Origin of the sequence: Bacillus tianshenii (assembly GCA_020524525.2) — a bacterium.
GTDB lineage: Bacteria > Bacillota > Bacilli > Bacillales > Bacillaceae_N > Bacillus_AV.
Map to the genome: position 1 here is coordinate 1,949,356 of CP129018.1, position 13,908 is coordinate 1,963,263.

General features: G+C 40.5%; 18 protein-coding genes. 4 read left to right on the top strand and 14 right to left on the bottom strand.

What is annotated here, in order from left to right:
- Positions 1-23: 23 nt before the first annotated feature.
- From LC040_09860 to LC040_09880, 5 genes are all read right to left on the bottom strand, one after another.
- Complete coding sequence (locus LC040_09860) at positions 24-545, bottom strand: thiol-disulfide oxidoreductase ResA (GenBank protein WLR49624.1); 522 nt, start codon at positions 543-545, stop codon at positions 24-26.
- Between the two features lie 71 nt (positions 546-616).
- Positions 617-1,345 (bottom strand): pseudouridine synthase, encoded by a 729-nt coding sequence (locus LC040_09865; GenBank protein WLR49625.1) that lies wholly within the window; start codon positions 1,343-1,345, stop codon positions 617-619.
- Between the two features lie 193 nt (positions 1,346-1,538).
- A complete protein-coding gene (locus LC040_09870; protein WLR49626.1) occupies positions 1,539-2,072 on the bottom strand; it encodes a spore maturation protein in 534 nt (177 codons plus the stop codon).
- Positions 2,073-2,666: a nucleoside recognition domain-containing protein gene (locus LC040_09875; GenBank protein WLR49627.1), complete on the bottom strand. Its 594-nt coding sequence runs from the start codon at positions 2,664-2,666 to the stop codon at positions 2,073-2,075.
- Positions 2,667-3,782: a D-alanyl-D-alanine carboxypeptidase family protein gene (locus LC040_09880; protein WLR53249.1), complete on the bottom strand. Its 1,116-nt coding sequence runs from the start codon at positions 3,780-3,782 to the stop codon at positions 2,667-2,669.
- 248 nt (positions 3,783-4,030) lie between these two features.
- On the opposite strand from LC040_09880, the gene motA reads away from it, so the two are divergent.
- Both motA and motB read left to right on the top strand, forming a co-directional pair.
- Positions 4,031-4,840 carry a flagellar motor stator protein MotA gene (motA, locus tag LC040_09885; protein WLR49628.1) on the top strand — a complete coding sequence of 270 codons (810 nt, stop codon included), beginning with the start codon at positions 4,031-4,033 and terminating at the stop codon, positions 4,838-4,840.
- Positions 4,809-5,609 carry a flagellar motor protein MotB gene (gene motB, locus LC040_09890; protein WLR49629.1) on the top strand — a complete coding sequence of 267 codons (801 nt, stop codon included), beginning with the start codon at positions 4,809-4,811 and terminating at the stop codon, positions 5,607-5,609. Before motA ends, motB begins: the two co-directional genes overlap by 32 nt.
- Positions 5,610-5,635: 26 nt before the next feature.
- On the opposite strand, the gene LC040_09895 is transcribed toward motB, so the two are convergent.
- The 7 genes from LC040_09895 to LC040_09925 all read right to left on the bottom strand — a co-directional run bounded on the left by LC040_09895 (position 5,636) and on the right by LC040_09925 (position 11,914).
- Entirely contained in the window at positions 5,636-6,505 is an 870-nt protein-coding gene (locus LC040_09895; GenBank protein ID WLR49630.1) for a superoxide dismutase, read from the bottom strand.
- Between the two features lie 700 nt (positions 6,506-7,205).
- Positions 7,206-8,527, bottom strand: a protein-coding gene (locus LC040_09900) for an IS1182 family transposase (GenBank protein WLR53250.1) whose coding sequence is annotated in 2 segments (ribosomal slippage) — positions 7,206-7,513 and positions 7,513-8,527 — 1,323 coding nt in all. Because the reading frame shifts where the segments join, the coding sequence is not laid out codon by codon here.
- Between the two features lie 156 nt (positions 8,528-8,683).
- The gene (locus LC040_09905; GenBank protein ID WLR49631.1) at positions 8,684-9,175 is read right to left on the bottom strand and encodes a DUF3907 family protein; all 492 of its coding nucleotides are present in this window, start codon (positions 9,173-9,175) and stop codon (positions 8,684-8,686) included.
- A gap of 87 nt (positions 9,176-9,262) precedes the next feature.
- On the bottom strand, positions 9,263-9,676 hold the full coding sequence (locus tag LC040_09910; protein ID WLR49632.1) for a hypothetical protein: 414 nt from the start codon (positions 9,674-9,676) through the stop codon (positions 9,263-9,265).
- A 108-nt stretch (positions 9,677-9,784) separates the two neighbouring features.
- Complete coding sequence (scpB, locus tag LC040_09915) at positions 9,785-10,369, bottom strand: SMC-Scp complex subunit ScpB (protein WLR49633.1); 585 nt, start codon at positions 10,367-10,369, stop codon at positions 9,785-9,787.
- Complete coding sequence (locus LC040_09920) at positions 10,359-11,123, bottom strand: segregation/condensation protein A (GenBank protein WLR49634.1); 765 nt, start codon at positions 11,121-11,123, stop codon at positions 10,359-10,361. Before LC040_09920 ends, scpB begins: the two co-directional genes overlap by 11 nt.
- A gap of 86 nt (positions 11,124-11,209) precedes the next feature.
- Positions 11,210-11,914 carry a nucleotidyltransferase domain-containing protein gene (locus tag LC040_09925; GenBank protein WLR49635.1) on the bottom strand — a complete coding sequence of 235 codons (705 nt, stop codon included), beginning with the start codon at positions 11,912-11,914 and terminating at the stop codon, positions 11,210-11,212.
- 118 nt (positions 11,915-12,032) lie between these two features.
- On the opposite strand from LC040_09925, the gene LC040_09930 reads away from it, so the two are divergent.
- Positions 12,033-12,131 (top strand): YjcZ family sporulation protein, encoded by a 99-nt coding sequence (locus LC040_09930; protein ID WLR49636.1) that lies wholly within the window; start codon positions 12,033-12,035, stop codon positions 12,129-12,131.
- A gap of 147 nt (positions 12,132-12,278) precedes the next feature.
- On the top strand, positions 12,279-12,815 hold the full coding sequence (locus tag LC040_09935; protein WLR49637.1) for a DUF309 domain-containing protein: 537 nt from the start codon (positions 12,279-12,281) through the stop codon (positions 12,813-12,815).
- A gap of 17 nt (positions 12,816-12,832) precedes the next feature.
- On the opposite strand, the gene LC040_09940 is transcribed toward LC040_09935, so the two are convergent.
- Positions 12,833-13,192 carry a GNAT family N-acetyltransferase gene (locus LC040_09940; protein ID WLR49638.1) on the bottom strand — a complete coding sequence of 120 codons (360 nt, stop codon included), beginning with the start codon at positions 13,190-13,192 and terminating at the stop codon, positions 12,833-12,835.
- A 183-nt stretch (positions 13,193-13,375) separates the two neighbouring features.
- A complete protein-coding gene (gene ribE, locus LC040_09945) occupies positions 13,376-13,843 on the bottom strand; it encodes a 6,7-dimethyl-8-ribityllumazine synthase (protein WLR49639.1) in 468 nt (155 codons plus the stop codon).
- Between the last annotated feature and the right edge of the window lie 65 nt (positions 13,844-13,908).

Here is a 13,908-nt window from a genome sequence, read left to right on the forward strand (position 1 = left end):
ATCAAAATCCACGTTCTGAACGATTACGGCGCAATACTTTCCATATGGGCACGAATTGCATCTTCCGTTAACGTTCCTGTAAGGATATCTACAATTTCACCATCTTTATTAATTAAGAAGGTTGTCGGCAATGGATTTACACCAAAAGCCTCAATGACTTCCCCTTTTTTATCAAGGATAATCGGAAAAGTAAGTCCAAAACGTTCTTTAAATTTCTCAACTGCTAAGTTTGATTCTCCGACATTAACTGCTAAAATCTCGACACCCTTCTCTTTGTATTCTGGGTAAAGATTTTGCATATATGGCATTTCTCGCTCACACGGCTTACACCATGTGCCCCAGAAATTCAAAAAGACGCCTTTGCCCTCATAATCACTTAACTGCACCTTTTCTCCTTTTAGATTTTCAAGCACAAAATCTGGTGCTTGATCGCCTTTACCAACGACTTCTTTACTGGAGAAAAAGTTCGTATAGAGGGTGAATCCAAGCGCTCCTGCCAAAACAAGCAAAATCACCGTTCTCATCATTAAACGGCGCTTCTTCATCTCTCTATCTCTCCCATCTTTCCACTCTATTTTTCAGTATAGCATTTTGCACCCTCACAATAGTGTAAATATTATGAAGGTTGTGTGACAGCAAGTGCCCGTAGCTGTTTCACTTCTTTAGGTGAAAGCTCCCTAAATTCACCTGAATTCATTCCTCGTAAATCTAGGAATCCGTAGCGTTCACGCTTTAATTTCTGAACAGGGTAACCGAGTGCTTCAAACATCCTACGAACTTGACGGTTGCGCCCTTCGTGGATGGAGATTTGCACAATTGCTGTTTGTTTTTTCTTATCAATTGACAACACTTTTGTTTTCGATGGAGCGGTTAACCCATCCTCTAGCTTAACCCCTTTTTGCAGCTTTCTAATTTCTTCTCTTGAAGGAATGCCTTTTGTTTTTGCAATATAAACTTTTTCAATTTCGTACTTAGGGTGCATCAAGATATTGGCAAACTCTCCGTCATTCGTCAACAACAATACGCCAGATGTGTCATAGTCTAAGCGCCCAACAGGAAAAATGCGCTCTGGAATATGTTCAAAGAAGTCGACAACAGTCTTTCTGTTCTTATCATCCGTTACTGCTGAAATAACGCCAGTAGGTTTATATAGAAGAAAATAGACAGGTTCTTCTTTCTCAACCGGAACACCTTCCACTTCTATTTCATCATTCGGAGATACTTTCGTGCCTAGTTCCTTAACGACTTTTCCATTGACAGACACTTTTCCATCAACGATTAATTTTTCAGCTTTCCTTCTAGATGTAATACCTGCTTGTGCAATCACTTTCTGTAAACGTTCCATATTCTTTCACCTCTTGTACCATCTTACTGCTTCAATATTGTTTTCTCAAGTAGTATTAGAGCAGGAAGACAAGTTTATTATAAGCTCGAAATTTGCAGAAAATATCAATAAATTAAAACTGCCTACGATCATTTACAATCCTATCATTAACCAAAATAAAAACGCCTACCAAATGGTAAACGTTCAGTAATGATTATACGCCAAAGAATAACGTAACGACAATAAGAGACGCGATAACACCGATTAAATCAGCTAGAAGACCTACTTTAAGTGCATTCCCCATCTTCTTAATGCCAACAGCTCCAAAATAGACAGTCAAAATGTAAAGCGTTGTATCTGTACTGCCCTGCATTGTAGAAGCAAGCCTTCCAATAAATGAATCAGGACCGTAAGTAGCGATCAAATCACTTGTAATACCAAGCGCAGCTGTCCCAGAAATTGGTCGCATCGCAGCAAGGGGGATAATTTCAGGGGGAACGCCGAGTGCTTCAAGCACTGGCCTCAGAAATCCAATCAAAAAATCAAGCACCCCAGAAGCGCGAAACACTGCAATGGCGACAAACATCCCGATTAAGTAAGGCATAATCGAAACAGCAATTTTGATACCTTCTTTGCCGCCTTCTACGAAGCTTTCATAGACAGGAGTTCGTTTCCACAATCCATAGATTAAAACGATGCAGATAAGGAGAGGAATCAACCATAGCGAAAACTCAGAAAAAAAAGCCATTTATCTCCCTCCCCTTCGCAAGCTCCTATAATAAAAATAACGGTCAATCAATAATGCCCCGACAGTCGAACAAACGGTGGCAAGAATTGTTGTTAAAACAATTTCTGTCGGTGAAGAAGAGTTATAGTTCATCCGAATTGCAATAACGGTTGTCGGGATTAACGTTAAACTTGATGTATTTAACGCCAAAAATGTAATCATCGAACGGCTTGCTTCATCTTTCCCACCGTTTAGTTCCTTCAGCTGTTCCATCGCTTTTATCCCAAGTGGTGTGGCAGCATTACCGAGACCGAACATATTCGCTGTCATATTTGAAACGATATATCCAAAGGCAGGATGGTTTGGCGGAACCTCAGGAAAAATCCTACGCACGATTGGACTAAACAGTTTCGAAAAAGCATCTAATAACCCAGATTCCCTCGCAATATGCATCAGTCCTAACCAAAAGACAAGGACACTGATTAAGGCAATACTGACTGTTACCGCTTCCTTCGCCCCGCTAAAAATCGCTTCATTTACTTCTTTCATCGTTCCCGTCATTATTGCATAAACAACACTAATGACGATCATTCCAGCCCAAATGAGATTAACCATTTATTCCACCCCTACAAACTGCAGCAACACATTTTTCAGCTTCTCCCACCAAGATGGTTTTTCCCATGGCGGATTGCCGTTATAAAAAATCGGCACTTCTTCAATTAATCTCTCATCTGCAAGAATATCAACTTTTCCTACGACATTCGGAACGCCAATTTGTTTCCAGTTCTCTTGCGGTTCAATAAGCTGGATCTCATGATGAATACTTTCCTCTTCTTTTTTAGTTAACGGGTAAGTCACCTCACGCTTAACAGTTGCATGCCCTTTATAAAAATCATCATCAATGTTCGAAAGCTTCCCTTCCTTTAAAACGACCTTCTTATCAAAGGTTTTAAAGCCCCATTCATACATCGTTTCATGGTCTTGCCAGTCATTCGATGCTCGTAGTGTTACAGCAATTAAATTTTCCCCATCTTTTGAAGCAGTCGTTACTAGTGTTCGCCCTGCTCGTTTCGTAAATCCAGTTTTCCCACCTGTACAAGGCTCATATAAACTTGTTAGGAGCTTATTTTTGTTCCGCCAAACACCAAACCCATCTGAACGGTGTGACTTTGTACCAGCAATTTTTTTATAGTCTTCATTTTGCATAGCATAACGTGTTAATAGCGCCATATCATACGCAGTTGAATAATGATTTTCGGCATCATCAAGGCCATGCGGGTTCGCAAATACAGTATTTGTCATCCCAATTTCAGCTGCTTTTTCATTCATCATGTGAACAAAGCCTTCTAAGCTTCCGCCAACATGCTCTGCAATCGCCACTGCAGCATCATTTCCTGAACGAAGCATTAAACCAAACACTAAATCTTCAAGCTTAATCTCATCTCCTGCCCGCAAGTAAAGAGAGGAGCCTTCCGTCCCTTCTGCACGCTTACTCACTTTTACGATGTCGTCAAGCTTTCCAGACTCAACTGCAAGGACAGCTGTCATAATTTTAGTAATACTCGCAATCCTTCTCGGAGTATCGATATCTTTTTCATACAATACACGACCAGATTCCTGTTCCATCAAGATTGAGCTCTGGGCAGAGGTGGAGACAGCTGCCTGTGCCTCCATTGGATATATAGACACACCTGCAAACACGAGCAAGAAACATATGTATAATAACTTCATTCTCATGGAGACTCGTCCTTTCATAAGGATTTGTACAAGTCTATGCGTTTCAATGATTGATATGTATAGAATTGGTACAAATATAAAGAAATAATTGGTTAAATGTTGTAAAATAAATCTATGCTTTGAAAATACAACCTTGTAAATTAGAATTCTTAAAGTCTGCTCCTTTTTAGTCGAAATAAAGAAAGAATGAACTCATTCAAAGTCGTACAGAAATTATTTATGGAAGTATGGGGTGTTAATGGATGGATAAAACAACAGTCATAGGAATTTTGATGGGGGTTATCGCCATCGGGGTAGGGATGGTATTTAAAGGGGTAAGTCCAGTTGCCTTGCTTAACCCAGCAGCCATGTTAATTATTTTCCTCGGAACAGCTGCAGCGGTAACGATCGCTTTTCCTGGAAGTGAGATAAAGAAGGTACCGAAATTATTTAAAATTTTATTTAATGAGCAAAAGATTACCGAAGTAAAAGACATTGTTCCAATGTTTGTTGAGTGGGCAACAGTTGCCCGAGCAGAAGGATTGCTCGCCTTAGAATCCCATCTCGATAAGATTGATGATCCTTTTTTGAAGAATGGCATGAAACTCGTCATTGATGGACAGTCTGCGGAGTTTATTCGTGATGTGATGGTCGAAGAAGTTGACGCAATGGAAGAACGTCATGCAGCAGGAGCACTAATCTTCACTCAAGCAGGTACATATGCCCCAACACTAGGAGTACTAGGTGCTGTGGTAGGCTTGATCGCTGCCCTTGGAAATATGAATGATACAGAAGCTCTTGGGCATGCCATTGCGGCCGCATTCGTCGCAACACTATTTGGGATCTTTACTGGATATGTCCTATGGCATCCATTTGCAAACAAACTGAAACGTAAATCAAGCCTTGAAGTAAAGACAAAGCTTGTCATGATTGAAGGGATTCTTTCGATCCAAGATGGTCAAGCACCTATTATCATTAAAGAAAAATTAGCAATGTATGTGCCAATTAACGAACGTCTTAAGATATTAGGAGAGGACGGTGGTGGAAGTGGCGAAGAAAAAGAAGAAGGATGAGGGACACGTTGATGAATCTTGGTTAATTCCATATGCTGACATGCTGACACTACTCCTTGCCCTTTTTATCGTTCTGTTTGCAGCGAGCAATGTTGATGCTAAGAAATATGAACAAATTTCCGAAGCGTTGAACGCTGCTTTTACTGGAGGAACAGGTGTAATGGAACATCCAATGCCTGTTCAACCGCAAAACGCCGATCCTGCAGCAACAGAAGAAAAGCAGTCTTCCCCTTCAGAAGGTGAAGGAAACAAAACCGGCGGCAGTGATAGTGAAGCAGAAGAAGAATTAGAAAGCCTGCAACAAAAGATCCAATCCTACATTGAAAAAAATGAATTAAACGAAGACCTATCCACAAAGCTCACCGATGAAGGTCTGCTCGTCACGATTTTAAATGATGCCTTCTTTGCTTCAGGAAGCGCGGATTTAACAGAAGAAACAGAAAGAATTGCACGTGAAATTTCCGTTACACTTGCAACGAAAGAACCTCATCAAGTCATTATTAGCGGTCATACAGATGACAGACCAATCCGTAATGCTCAATTTGAAGATAATTGGCATTTAAGTGTTATCCGAGCTGTTAATTTCATGAAGATTTTATTAGAAAACGACAAATTAAATCCTGAACACTTTAGTGCAAAAGGATTTGGGGAATTTAAGCCAGTAGCACCAAATGATACAGCAGAAAACCGCCAGAAAAATCGTCGTGTCGAAGTACTTATCTTACCAACCAATGTTACAACAGAAGCACAGGTGCATGGGCAGAACTAAGCTCCTTAACACCTGTGCTTTATTTTTTAGTAAGGCTTCCACTTTAACTTACTTGCTTCTGTAAACCTTTCAGCTACATCCTTCCAGTTCACAATATTCCACCAATTTTTCACATAATCTTTTCGTTGGTTTTTATATTGGAGGTAATAAGCGTGTTCCCATACATCAAGCACGAGAAGAGGAATCGTGTCCCACTGTGTAAAGAACTGGTGTTTTTCACTTTGCAAAATTTCAAGCCGGCGTGCCCGTGGTGACCAGACGAGAATTGCCCAGCCAACACCTTCTGCTTGGTTGGCCGCATTTGTAAAATGTGCTTTAAACTTCTCAAAGCTGCCGAAATCCTTTTCAATTTGCTTTAACAGCGCTCCGCTCGGTTTACCTCCTCCTTTTGGGATCATATTATTCCAAAAGATTGTATGCAAATAATGGCCTGAACCGTGAAATGCCGCTTCACGCTCCCAATGTTTTAACAACTCATAATCATCTTTTTTTCGCGCCTTTTCCATCATTTTTTCTGCCTTATTTAACCCCTCAACATAAGATTGATGATGTTTGAGATGATGAAGACGCATAATTTCCTCTGCAATATAAGGCTCTAATGCATTATACGCATATGGAAGAGGAGGAAGCTTATGCCCTCCGATCGGAACACTTTTCTCATTGTCCTCTGCCCGCACATCTCCACCTTCAATTAGTACTCTTGCTTGTTCATAAAACGCTTCTGCTTCTCTTTCAACTTCAGCTGGTTCATTACGATTCACTTCTAAATCATCTAACCATTGCTGAAACCCCTCTTCCCATCGCTCGTAATCTTCCTTATCCGTTATGAGTGCTTGAACTTTCTGCTTAAAGTCCTCTGCCCATTCCTTCACCTGCTCGGTATATCCCTTTTCCATACCACACAGCCCTCCTGAAATGTCATTCCCTTGTAATGTATGCCCACCCACCATTTTTGTGCGTGCAAAGAAAAGCGAAGGCGGCTCACCCAGGGGCGACAAGCATAAGGCAGCATGCGGAGGGGACTGCCCTTTGTTCCCGCAGCAGGCTGACTTATGACCTCGAGCCCCTAGCCGCCGCAGCTAGACATCAAGAAAAGCGGAGAAAGGCGGTTAGGCTGTCCGATTGCTGAAGCATTCTCAAAGAGAAAGCCGCTCTTTGCTTTCGGCGGGAGAATGTAAAGCAACTCGCGCAGCCTGCCTTTCGTAGCTGGACAATAGAAAAGCGGAGGCGGCTTGCCCAGGGGCGACAAGCATAAGGCAGTATGCGGAGGGGACTGCCCTTTGTTCCCGCAGCAGGCTGACTTATGACCTCGAGCCCCTAGCCGCCGCAGCTGGATCAAAGGAACGCTGGCTAAGTTCGTCACGTCCTGTGACAACGCCTGCACTAGCACGTCCTGTGCGTCGAAAGCGGAGGCGGCTTGCCTAGGGGCGACAAGCAAGGGTACGCGTCATAGCAAAAACCTCAAGGCCGGTGGCCTTGAGGTCAGCTTGTAGAGAAACCCTGTGTTTTTCTACAAGCTTTTTTCATGACTTTTTAAAATAGGATGATTTTTACTCTATAGAAGTGAGGATTTGAAAGAAAAATACTCCCCTTCACCTATCCATTCTGTCTGGATAGGTGAAGGGCAATCTTTTTCATGTTCTGGCAGGCAGCTGTAAGTAATGCCTGCTCTTTTACATTTTCCAATCCCCTCAACCTGCAATAGCGAAGCCCATGCAGTTCTTTTGAATCTGCGAAGCTTCGCTCAACGGTTTCTCTTCTTTTTTGTGTAATCACTTTTCCTTCTTTGGATAAGCGATTTCGTCGGATTTGTTCTTTTCGGTCCTCCCACATGTGTCGGGTGAGAACCTTTTGATGATTTTTAGACCGTGTACAGCTTTCAAGTAATGAACACTCTTCACACTTTTTGGATCGGATTTGTATTCGCGGTACCCTTCTCTTGTAGTGGTGCGATAGGTTAACGTTTCTCCCTGTGGACATACATAAACATTTCGTTCTTCATCAAATTTAAATTTCCACTTTGGCATAAGTCCTTTCGTCGAACTGTACCGACGATGAGCAATGACTCCAAAAATGTTACGGTCAGTTAACCCCTTACAAATCGGCATTGTTAAGTAACCAGCGTCCAGTCCCACACCTTCTAAATCAAAGCCAAACTTTTCAACCTGTAGGTCTAACCGATTCAAATAAGGAACAGAATCGTGAAGGTTGCCTGGAGTGACATGAACATCGGTAATCACATTATATTTCAGGTCAGTCGTTCTATGATCTAAATAAAAGAACCCTTCTGGCTTATTCTCACGGTATAGGTAACCACTCTCAGGATCCGTCTTACTAACGCGGATCGTTTTTGTTTCTTTCACCTCCTCTTTCGGTTTAAGGGGCTTTTTTCCATTCTGGATCCGATCCTCTTCCACAGCTTTGTTAAGTTCATCAATATAATCCCGTGTTTCTTCTTCTACTTCTTCCCGTGTAAATTGGTGTCGGTTGGCATTTGCCTTCAAATGAGTCGAATCCGTAAACAGCACTCGACCACCGACCATACGATGACTCATCGCTTGATGAACGATTTCATCAAAAATGTCTTGAAAAACCGTTGTGCCTTTGAATCGTGTACGCCGATTCCAACTAATCGTTGAATGGTGAGGAACCTTATCATTTAGATGAAGCCCTAAAAACCATCGGTAAGCGACATTTGTCTGAATTTCACGTTCAAGCTGACGTTCGGAACGAATACCATAAAAATAGCCGATAAACATCATTTTGAAAAGAACGAGAGGATCGAGAGAGGGACGCCCATTATCTTCGCAATAATAAGGACGAACTTTTTCAAGGATAAAGGAGAAATCAATATATTTATCAATTTTTCGTAAGAGATGGTCTTCTGGGACTAGCTCTTCAATATGTACAAACTCCATTTCGTATTGTCGGTCTTTATTTGTATGAAACAACCTTATCACCGCCTGTATCTTCATTTACATCTATTATAACAAATTAACGCGGTAATAAGGTAAAAAAACAGGCTGTCGAGACTTTCTCGACAGCCTGACCTCAAGGCCGGTGGCCTTGAGGTTTTATTTTGATTGAAGCATTTTTGTTTTATAGTCTGTTTCATAATATTCTAGCTCTTCACGCATTTCTTGGAAGGATTGCTCTAACGATGCGATTAATTCTTTTATAGCTGTAGGTGCAGGTTCAGCAAATTTAATTGCATTTTTACCTGTGTATGCAGAACGGCTGTCTTCATACCAGCTGTCATTTCGTGGTGAATAGAACTCTTGGATACATTGATGATAGACCCAATAAAGTGCTTTTTCTGCTGCACCTTTACGGAACTTTTCACCTTTTAGAACAACATTACATGCATCAAGTCCTTCTTCACAAAAAACGTAAAGACGGCGCATGTTTCCAAGCAACCTTGCAAAGTATTCTTCATTTCCATCTTGATTATCAGCAACTAACTGCTGAAGTGTTATGTCATTAAGAAAGCCGCCAACCTTACCTGAAACATCATTAAGAAAATCTCTTGTTTGGGTTATTTGTGAATGTACAATTGTATTACTCATATCAATTCCTCCATTTTTGTCCCTTACCGCTTGACTTATTGTACAACATCGATTGCAAGGAAGGTAGGGAGTATTGATTAACGATTGTTAAGGTTGTGTAAGAAGTGTCATCGGCGAGCGTAGATCATAACCGCCATTTTTTATACTTTCAAAAACTTTTGGAAGTTCTTCAAGTTGTACGCCTTCGAAGTAACGTGCCAGCTCTTCTTGTGTGTTAATGTACACTCTTTTTCGGTTTCGAAAACCAGGGTTTTTAATTAAGCAAACAAGAGCGACTAAGTCTTTAAACGTGACATCACGGTCACCTACTTGAAATACTGGGTCCCCATTATATGGCGTAAACTCTGGAAAAACCTCATCAAAATAACGAATATAAAGTACGTGCAGGGTCTTTTCTTCTCCTTCATCTTCAAACGTAATTGATGAACGGTTAAAAAAATCCTCTGATGTATTTGGCTTTTCTTTTTCTAGTTCATAACCTTCACATGATTTGATGAGCACGACGTTCACCTCACTAATTCTTTACCCCTTTAAGGGTATGAAAACACTTACATTATGTACCTAAAACCATTTTACCATAATCATACATGCTTTTGCGGAGCTTTTGCGTTATTCTTCAATTGTTTCTTGAAACTTCTCAAAGAATAGATTCGCCTCTTCATCTGGCGATTCCTCCCTCAATTCCTCAGGAAGTGGCGGAAGTTCTTCTAACGATTTCAAACCGAAATATTCTAGAAATTGCTTGGTCGTTCCGTAAAGAATTGCACGCCCCGAACCTTCAGCTCGACCGACTTCCTTCACAAGTGCTTTTGCTGTTAAGTTTTGCAGTGGTTTTTCTGTTTTTACACCTCGTACTTCTTCAATTTCTGTTCGAGTAATCGGTTGACGATAGGCAATGATCGCAAGTGTTTCTAGGCTTGCTTGCGACAAGGCTTGCGAGGAAGGAGTTAACATAAAGCGTTGAATATAGGAAGAATGCTCTCGCTTCGTCGTTAGCTTGTACCCTTCTGCTTCCTCTATCAGCATAATCCCTCGGTCATCCTGTTCATACTCTGTTCTCAACGAGTCAATTACTTCAGCAGCTGTTTGGATTTCAATCTCAAATACTTCTGATAACTGCTTAAGCGTGAGACCTTCATCTCCAGCTGCAAAAAGGAGTCCTTCTGTAATTGCTTTCAATTGTTCAAGTTTCATCTGCGACTCCTCCTTCCGTACCGTAAAGCCATATGTCTTCAAAATTCTTCTCCTGCATACAAATAATTTGTTGGTTTTTCATTAGCTCTAAAACCGCTAAAAATGTCACCACAATATGACTTTTGTCTGGGTATGGAAACAGTGAGTAAAAATTTTGTTTTCCTTTATTTTGACGTATCGTCGTGATAATTTCTTTCATTCTAGCTTGGATCGGTATTTCTTGTCGTGTTACTTTTGTTTCTTTTAATGAATCAATTCGCTTTCGTTTCATAAGCTTTTGGAGTGCACCAAGCATATCGTAGAGCGAAACACCTTCAACTGGATTTTCTGCCCGTTCTCCTTCTTCAACTTCAACTACAGCTGGTGGTCGTGTATAAATTTGACTTCTTTCAGCTTCAAAATCTTGCAGCGTCTCTGCTGCTTGTTTATATTTTCGATACTCGATCAGTCGCCGCATTAATTCCTCGCGTGGGTCCTCTTCATCTTGACCCATTTCAAGCTCATCATCTAATATCTCTTCTTCATATGAGGGCAGCAACATCTGGCTTTTAATCGCCAGTAATGTTGCCGCCATGACTAAATATTCACTCGCTACATCTAAGCGCAGTTCTTGCATTGCATGAATGTAGCCCATATACTGCTCCGTGATTTGTGCAACTGGAATGTCATAAATATCGATTTCATAACGATTTATTAAATGTAATAATAAATCAAGCGGCCCTTCAAAGGCATCTATTTTCACATTATATTCCAACGTCAATCCCCACCATCATTGTTCAATGCCATTTTAAGCGGACTCATTATACCATATTAAAAAGAAAAAAGTGAAAGTTTGTTTGATTACTGTTCAAATCCATCAAACAGCCTTCCTCCAAACACCGCTAATTTCATGTCCACATAATCAATTATAGCATGTTTATCACCTGTCTCGAAGAAGCGCTGAAAAGATGTACAGCATTCGTTTGCAGCTTTTTCATCATATTGAAACAGAGCTCGTGAAAGCCACTTTCCTTGACCGATCCATTGCCCATTTACTTTTAACCAAAACTCAGTAAATTCCTTCATAAGCGCTTGAGCGATAAACATCTGCTCACACTGCCTCTCACAATCCTCTAAATCAAGCAACAGGTCTGTGACCGTATACCGCATATAATCAATTTGCGATTGCGTTAACTCTGGCATTCCTTCACGAAGCATCTCTTCACCGTGCTGCTTTAACTGTTGTGCCTTTTCTGCTCCGTTAATGATGATACTTTCTGAACACATCCTAGCAAGAGAGGGGTTTCCAATCATACATTCACTGCTTAAATAAATGTAAAAGCTCGTTTCTTCATAGACAAATAATTCGTAATCCACTCCATCCTCTCGTATACATTTTCGGTTGTAAGTGGGTTTTTCTTCCGTAATCACTAATAAGTCAATATCTGATTGTGCTTTTTGCTCTCCTCTTGCTGTGCTTCCCGCAAGAAATACAGCCAATACATTTGTGAAATGCTGGTCTACAAACTGTTCTGCAGCTTGAATTCGACGCGTTTTATCAAGCATGTTTTCCCTCCATGACGATCTTTTTATTAAAAATTGGGCATTCGCCCATACAGATCCATCATTTCATCATATGTTAATACCGTAAGCTGAATTATAAAAATCAAAGGAGGATTTCAACATGAGCGCAGGTTGCGGATATGGATGCGGCGGAGGTTTCGCGTTAATCGTTGTGTTGTTCATTTTATTAATCATCGTAGGTGCTGCTTGGCTTTACTAAGCTGTTAAGCATGACATAGACTTTCTAACAAACACAAAATGGGTGCCACATTTGCTGGCACTCATTTTTTATGAATTCGAAAACATTACGTCTGTATGGTAAACTGATTTAAAAATAAACCATTTGTTAACGAAAGAAGGTGACTGAATGAGGTACCCAAAAGCTTACATTGACTACCTTGTATATTTTCATGGTCCCCGGGATTATTTTGAGTGCCATGAAGTACTTGAAGAATATTGGAAGGAAGATAAGCCTGGCGAACGAAAAGCTCATTGGGTTGCATTAATTCAAGTAGCAGTCGGATTCTACCATCACCGAATCAAAAATTATAAAGGCGCCGAACGTATGATTCGTAATGCCCTACATATTTTCGAGAATGAACGAGAGGCCGTTGAAGTGCTTGCATTGGATTATGAACAATTGCTTGTCCTTTTGCACCGTGAATTAGAACAAATCCGTCAGAAGAAACCATATGAAAGTGTTGAGCTTCCAATTACAGATGAAACTTTATTAGTTCATTGTGCAGAAAAGTGTAATGAAATCGATTGTAAATGGGGAATGGTTAGTGACTTAGAAAATGAGGAGCTTATTCGAAAGCATACACTACGCGACAGAAGTGATGTCATATCTGAACGAAAAAAACAACTGCGATTAAAGCAAAAAAGTAGGGAAGCCTCGTCATAGACGGCTTCCCTTTCCTTTTATAAAAACTGTGCGTCTTCATCACATTTTGAGAAGAATGCTGTGGTGTGCTCATTGGGATATATTTCTACTTCTTCACCGAGTGTTTGACGAAGAGCGTCTAACATTTTCTTTCCGATTCCTTGATACCGATGTGATGGGTTTACACATACGTGCTGCAATTCTGCACTCCCATCCTCGACCTTAACACCAATAATTCCAATAATATCTTCTTCTTTCCATAAATATAAATGCCACCGTGCGTCTTTTTCATATTGACTGATCGTTTGTTGAAGACGCTTCACATCTTTTTCTGTTGGCATAAACGAAAGAAGCCCCATCGCTATTTTTTCATAAGATTTTTTATATTTTATTAACATTCTAATCCCTCATTATTATATAAGCTTGCCAATGAGCGACAGAAGCAGAATGGCAGCAACAATCAGCACTGTGATGAAAAGCCATTTTTCTTGTTGTTTGCCCGGTTTCAACAGTAGGGTCACCACTCTTTTTTATATTATAAACCAAATCGAAAAGAATACAACAGAGTAGTCAGCCTAATTTTATTTAAACATGTTTGTCAAATTTGCCATTTCAATCGCAGAAACAGCTGCTTCCCATCCTTTATTACCTGCTTTTGTTCCCGCACGCTCAATTGCCTGTTCAATTGTTTCAGTTGTTAATACGCCGAAAATAACGGGTAATCCTGTTTGCATCGAAACTGAAGATACACCTTTGGCTGCTTCACTGCACACATAATCAAAGTGAGGTGTTGAACCGCGAATGACAGTTCCTAATGTAATAACAGCGTCATATTTATTTGATTCGGCCATCCTTTTGGCAATTAAAGGGATTTCAAATGCTCCAGGTACCCATGCAATATCAACATCCTCTTCTTTCACACCATGACGTCTTAGTGCGTCCTCAGCACCGCCTAATAGCTTACTGGTAATAAATTCATTAAAACGCCCAACAACAACCCCGATTTTCAACCCTGTACCAACTAATTGTCCTTCATATAGATTACCCATTTTCTGTTCCTCCAATATGCTTTTTAAATTTTAACCTAAACCTTCATTTTGAATCAATCTTTCTT

Bases quoted from the DNA above. Each gene is read 5' to 3' on its own strand.
- LC040_09905 (WLR49631.1), bottom strand. From the start codon at position 9,175: ATGAGTAATACAATTGTACATTCACAAATAACCCAAACAAGAGATTTT.
- LC040_09860 (WLR49624.1), bottom strand. From the start codon at position 545: ATGAAGAAGCGCCGTTTAATGATGAGAACGGTGATTTTGCTTGTTTTG.
- motA (WLR49628.1), top strand. From the start codon at position 4,031: ATGGATAAAACAACAGTCATAGGAATTTTGATGGGGGTTATCGCCATC.
- LC040_09935 (WLR49637.1), top strand. From the start codon at position 12,279: ATGAGGTACCCAAAAGCTTACATTGACTACCTTGTATATTTTCATGGT.
- LC040_09930 (WLR49636.1), top strand. From the start codon at position 12,033: ATGAGCGCAGGTTGCGGATATGGATGCGGCGGAGGTTTCGCGTTAATC.
- LC040_09880 (WLR53249.1), bottom strand. From the start codon at position 3,782: ATGAAGTTATTATACATATGTTTCTTGCTCGTGTTTGCAGGTGTGTCT.
- LC040_09895 (WLR49630.1), bottom strand. From the start codon at position 6,505: ATGGAAAAGGGATATACCGAGCAGGTGAAGGAATGGGCAGAGGACTTT.
- LC040_09870 (WLR49626.1), bottom strand. From the start codon at position 2,072: ATGGCTTTTTTTTCTGAGTTTTCGCTATGGTTGATTCCTCTCCTTATC.
- scpB (WLR49633.1), bottom strand. From the start codon at position 10,369: ATGAAACTTGAACAATTGAAAGCAATTACAGAAGGACTCCTTTTTGCA.
- ribE (WLR49639.1), bottom strand. From the start codon at position 13,843: ATGGGTAATCTATATGAAGGACAATTAGTTGGTACAGGGTTGAAAATC.
- LC040_09940 (WLR49638.1), bottom strand. From the start codon at position 13,192: ATGTTAATAAAATATAAAAAATCTTATGAAAAAATAGCGATGGGGCTT.
- LC040_09925 (WLR49635.1), bottom strand. From the start codon at position 11,914: ATGCTTGATAAAACGCGTCGAATTCAAGCTGCAGAACAGTTTGTAGAC.
- LC040_09865 (WLR49625.1), bottom strand. From the start codon at position 1,345: ATGGAACGTTTACAGAAAGTGATTGCACAAGCAGGTATTACATCTAGA.
- LC040_09875 (WLR49627.1), bottom strand. From the start codon at position 2,666: ATGGTTAATCTCATTTGGGCTGGAATGATCGTCATTAGTGTTGTTTAT.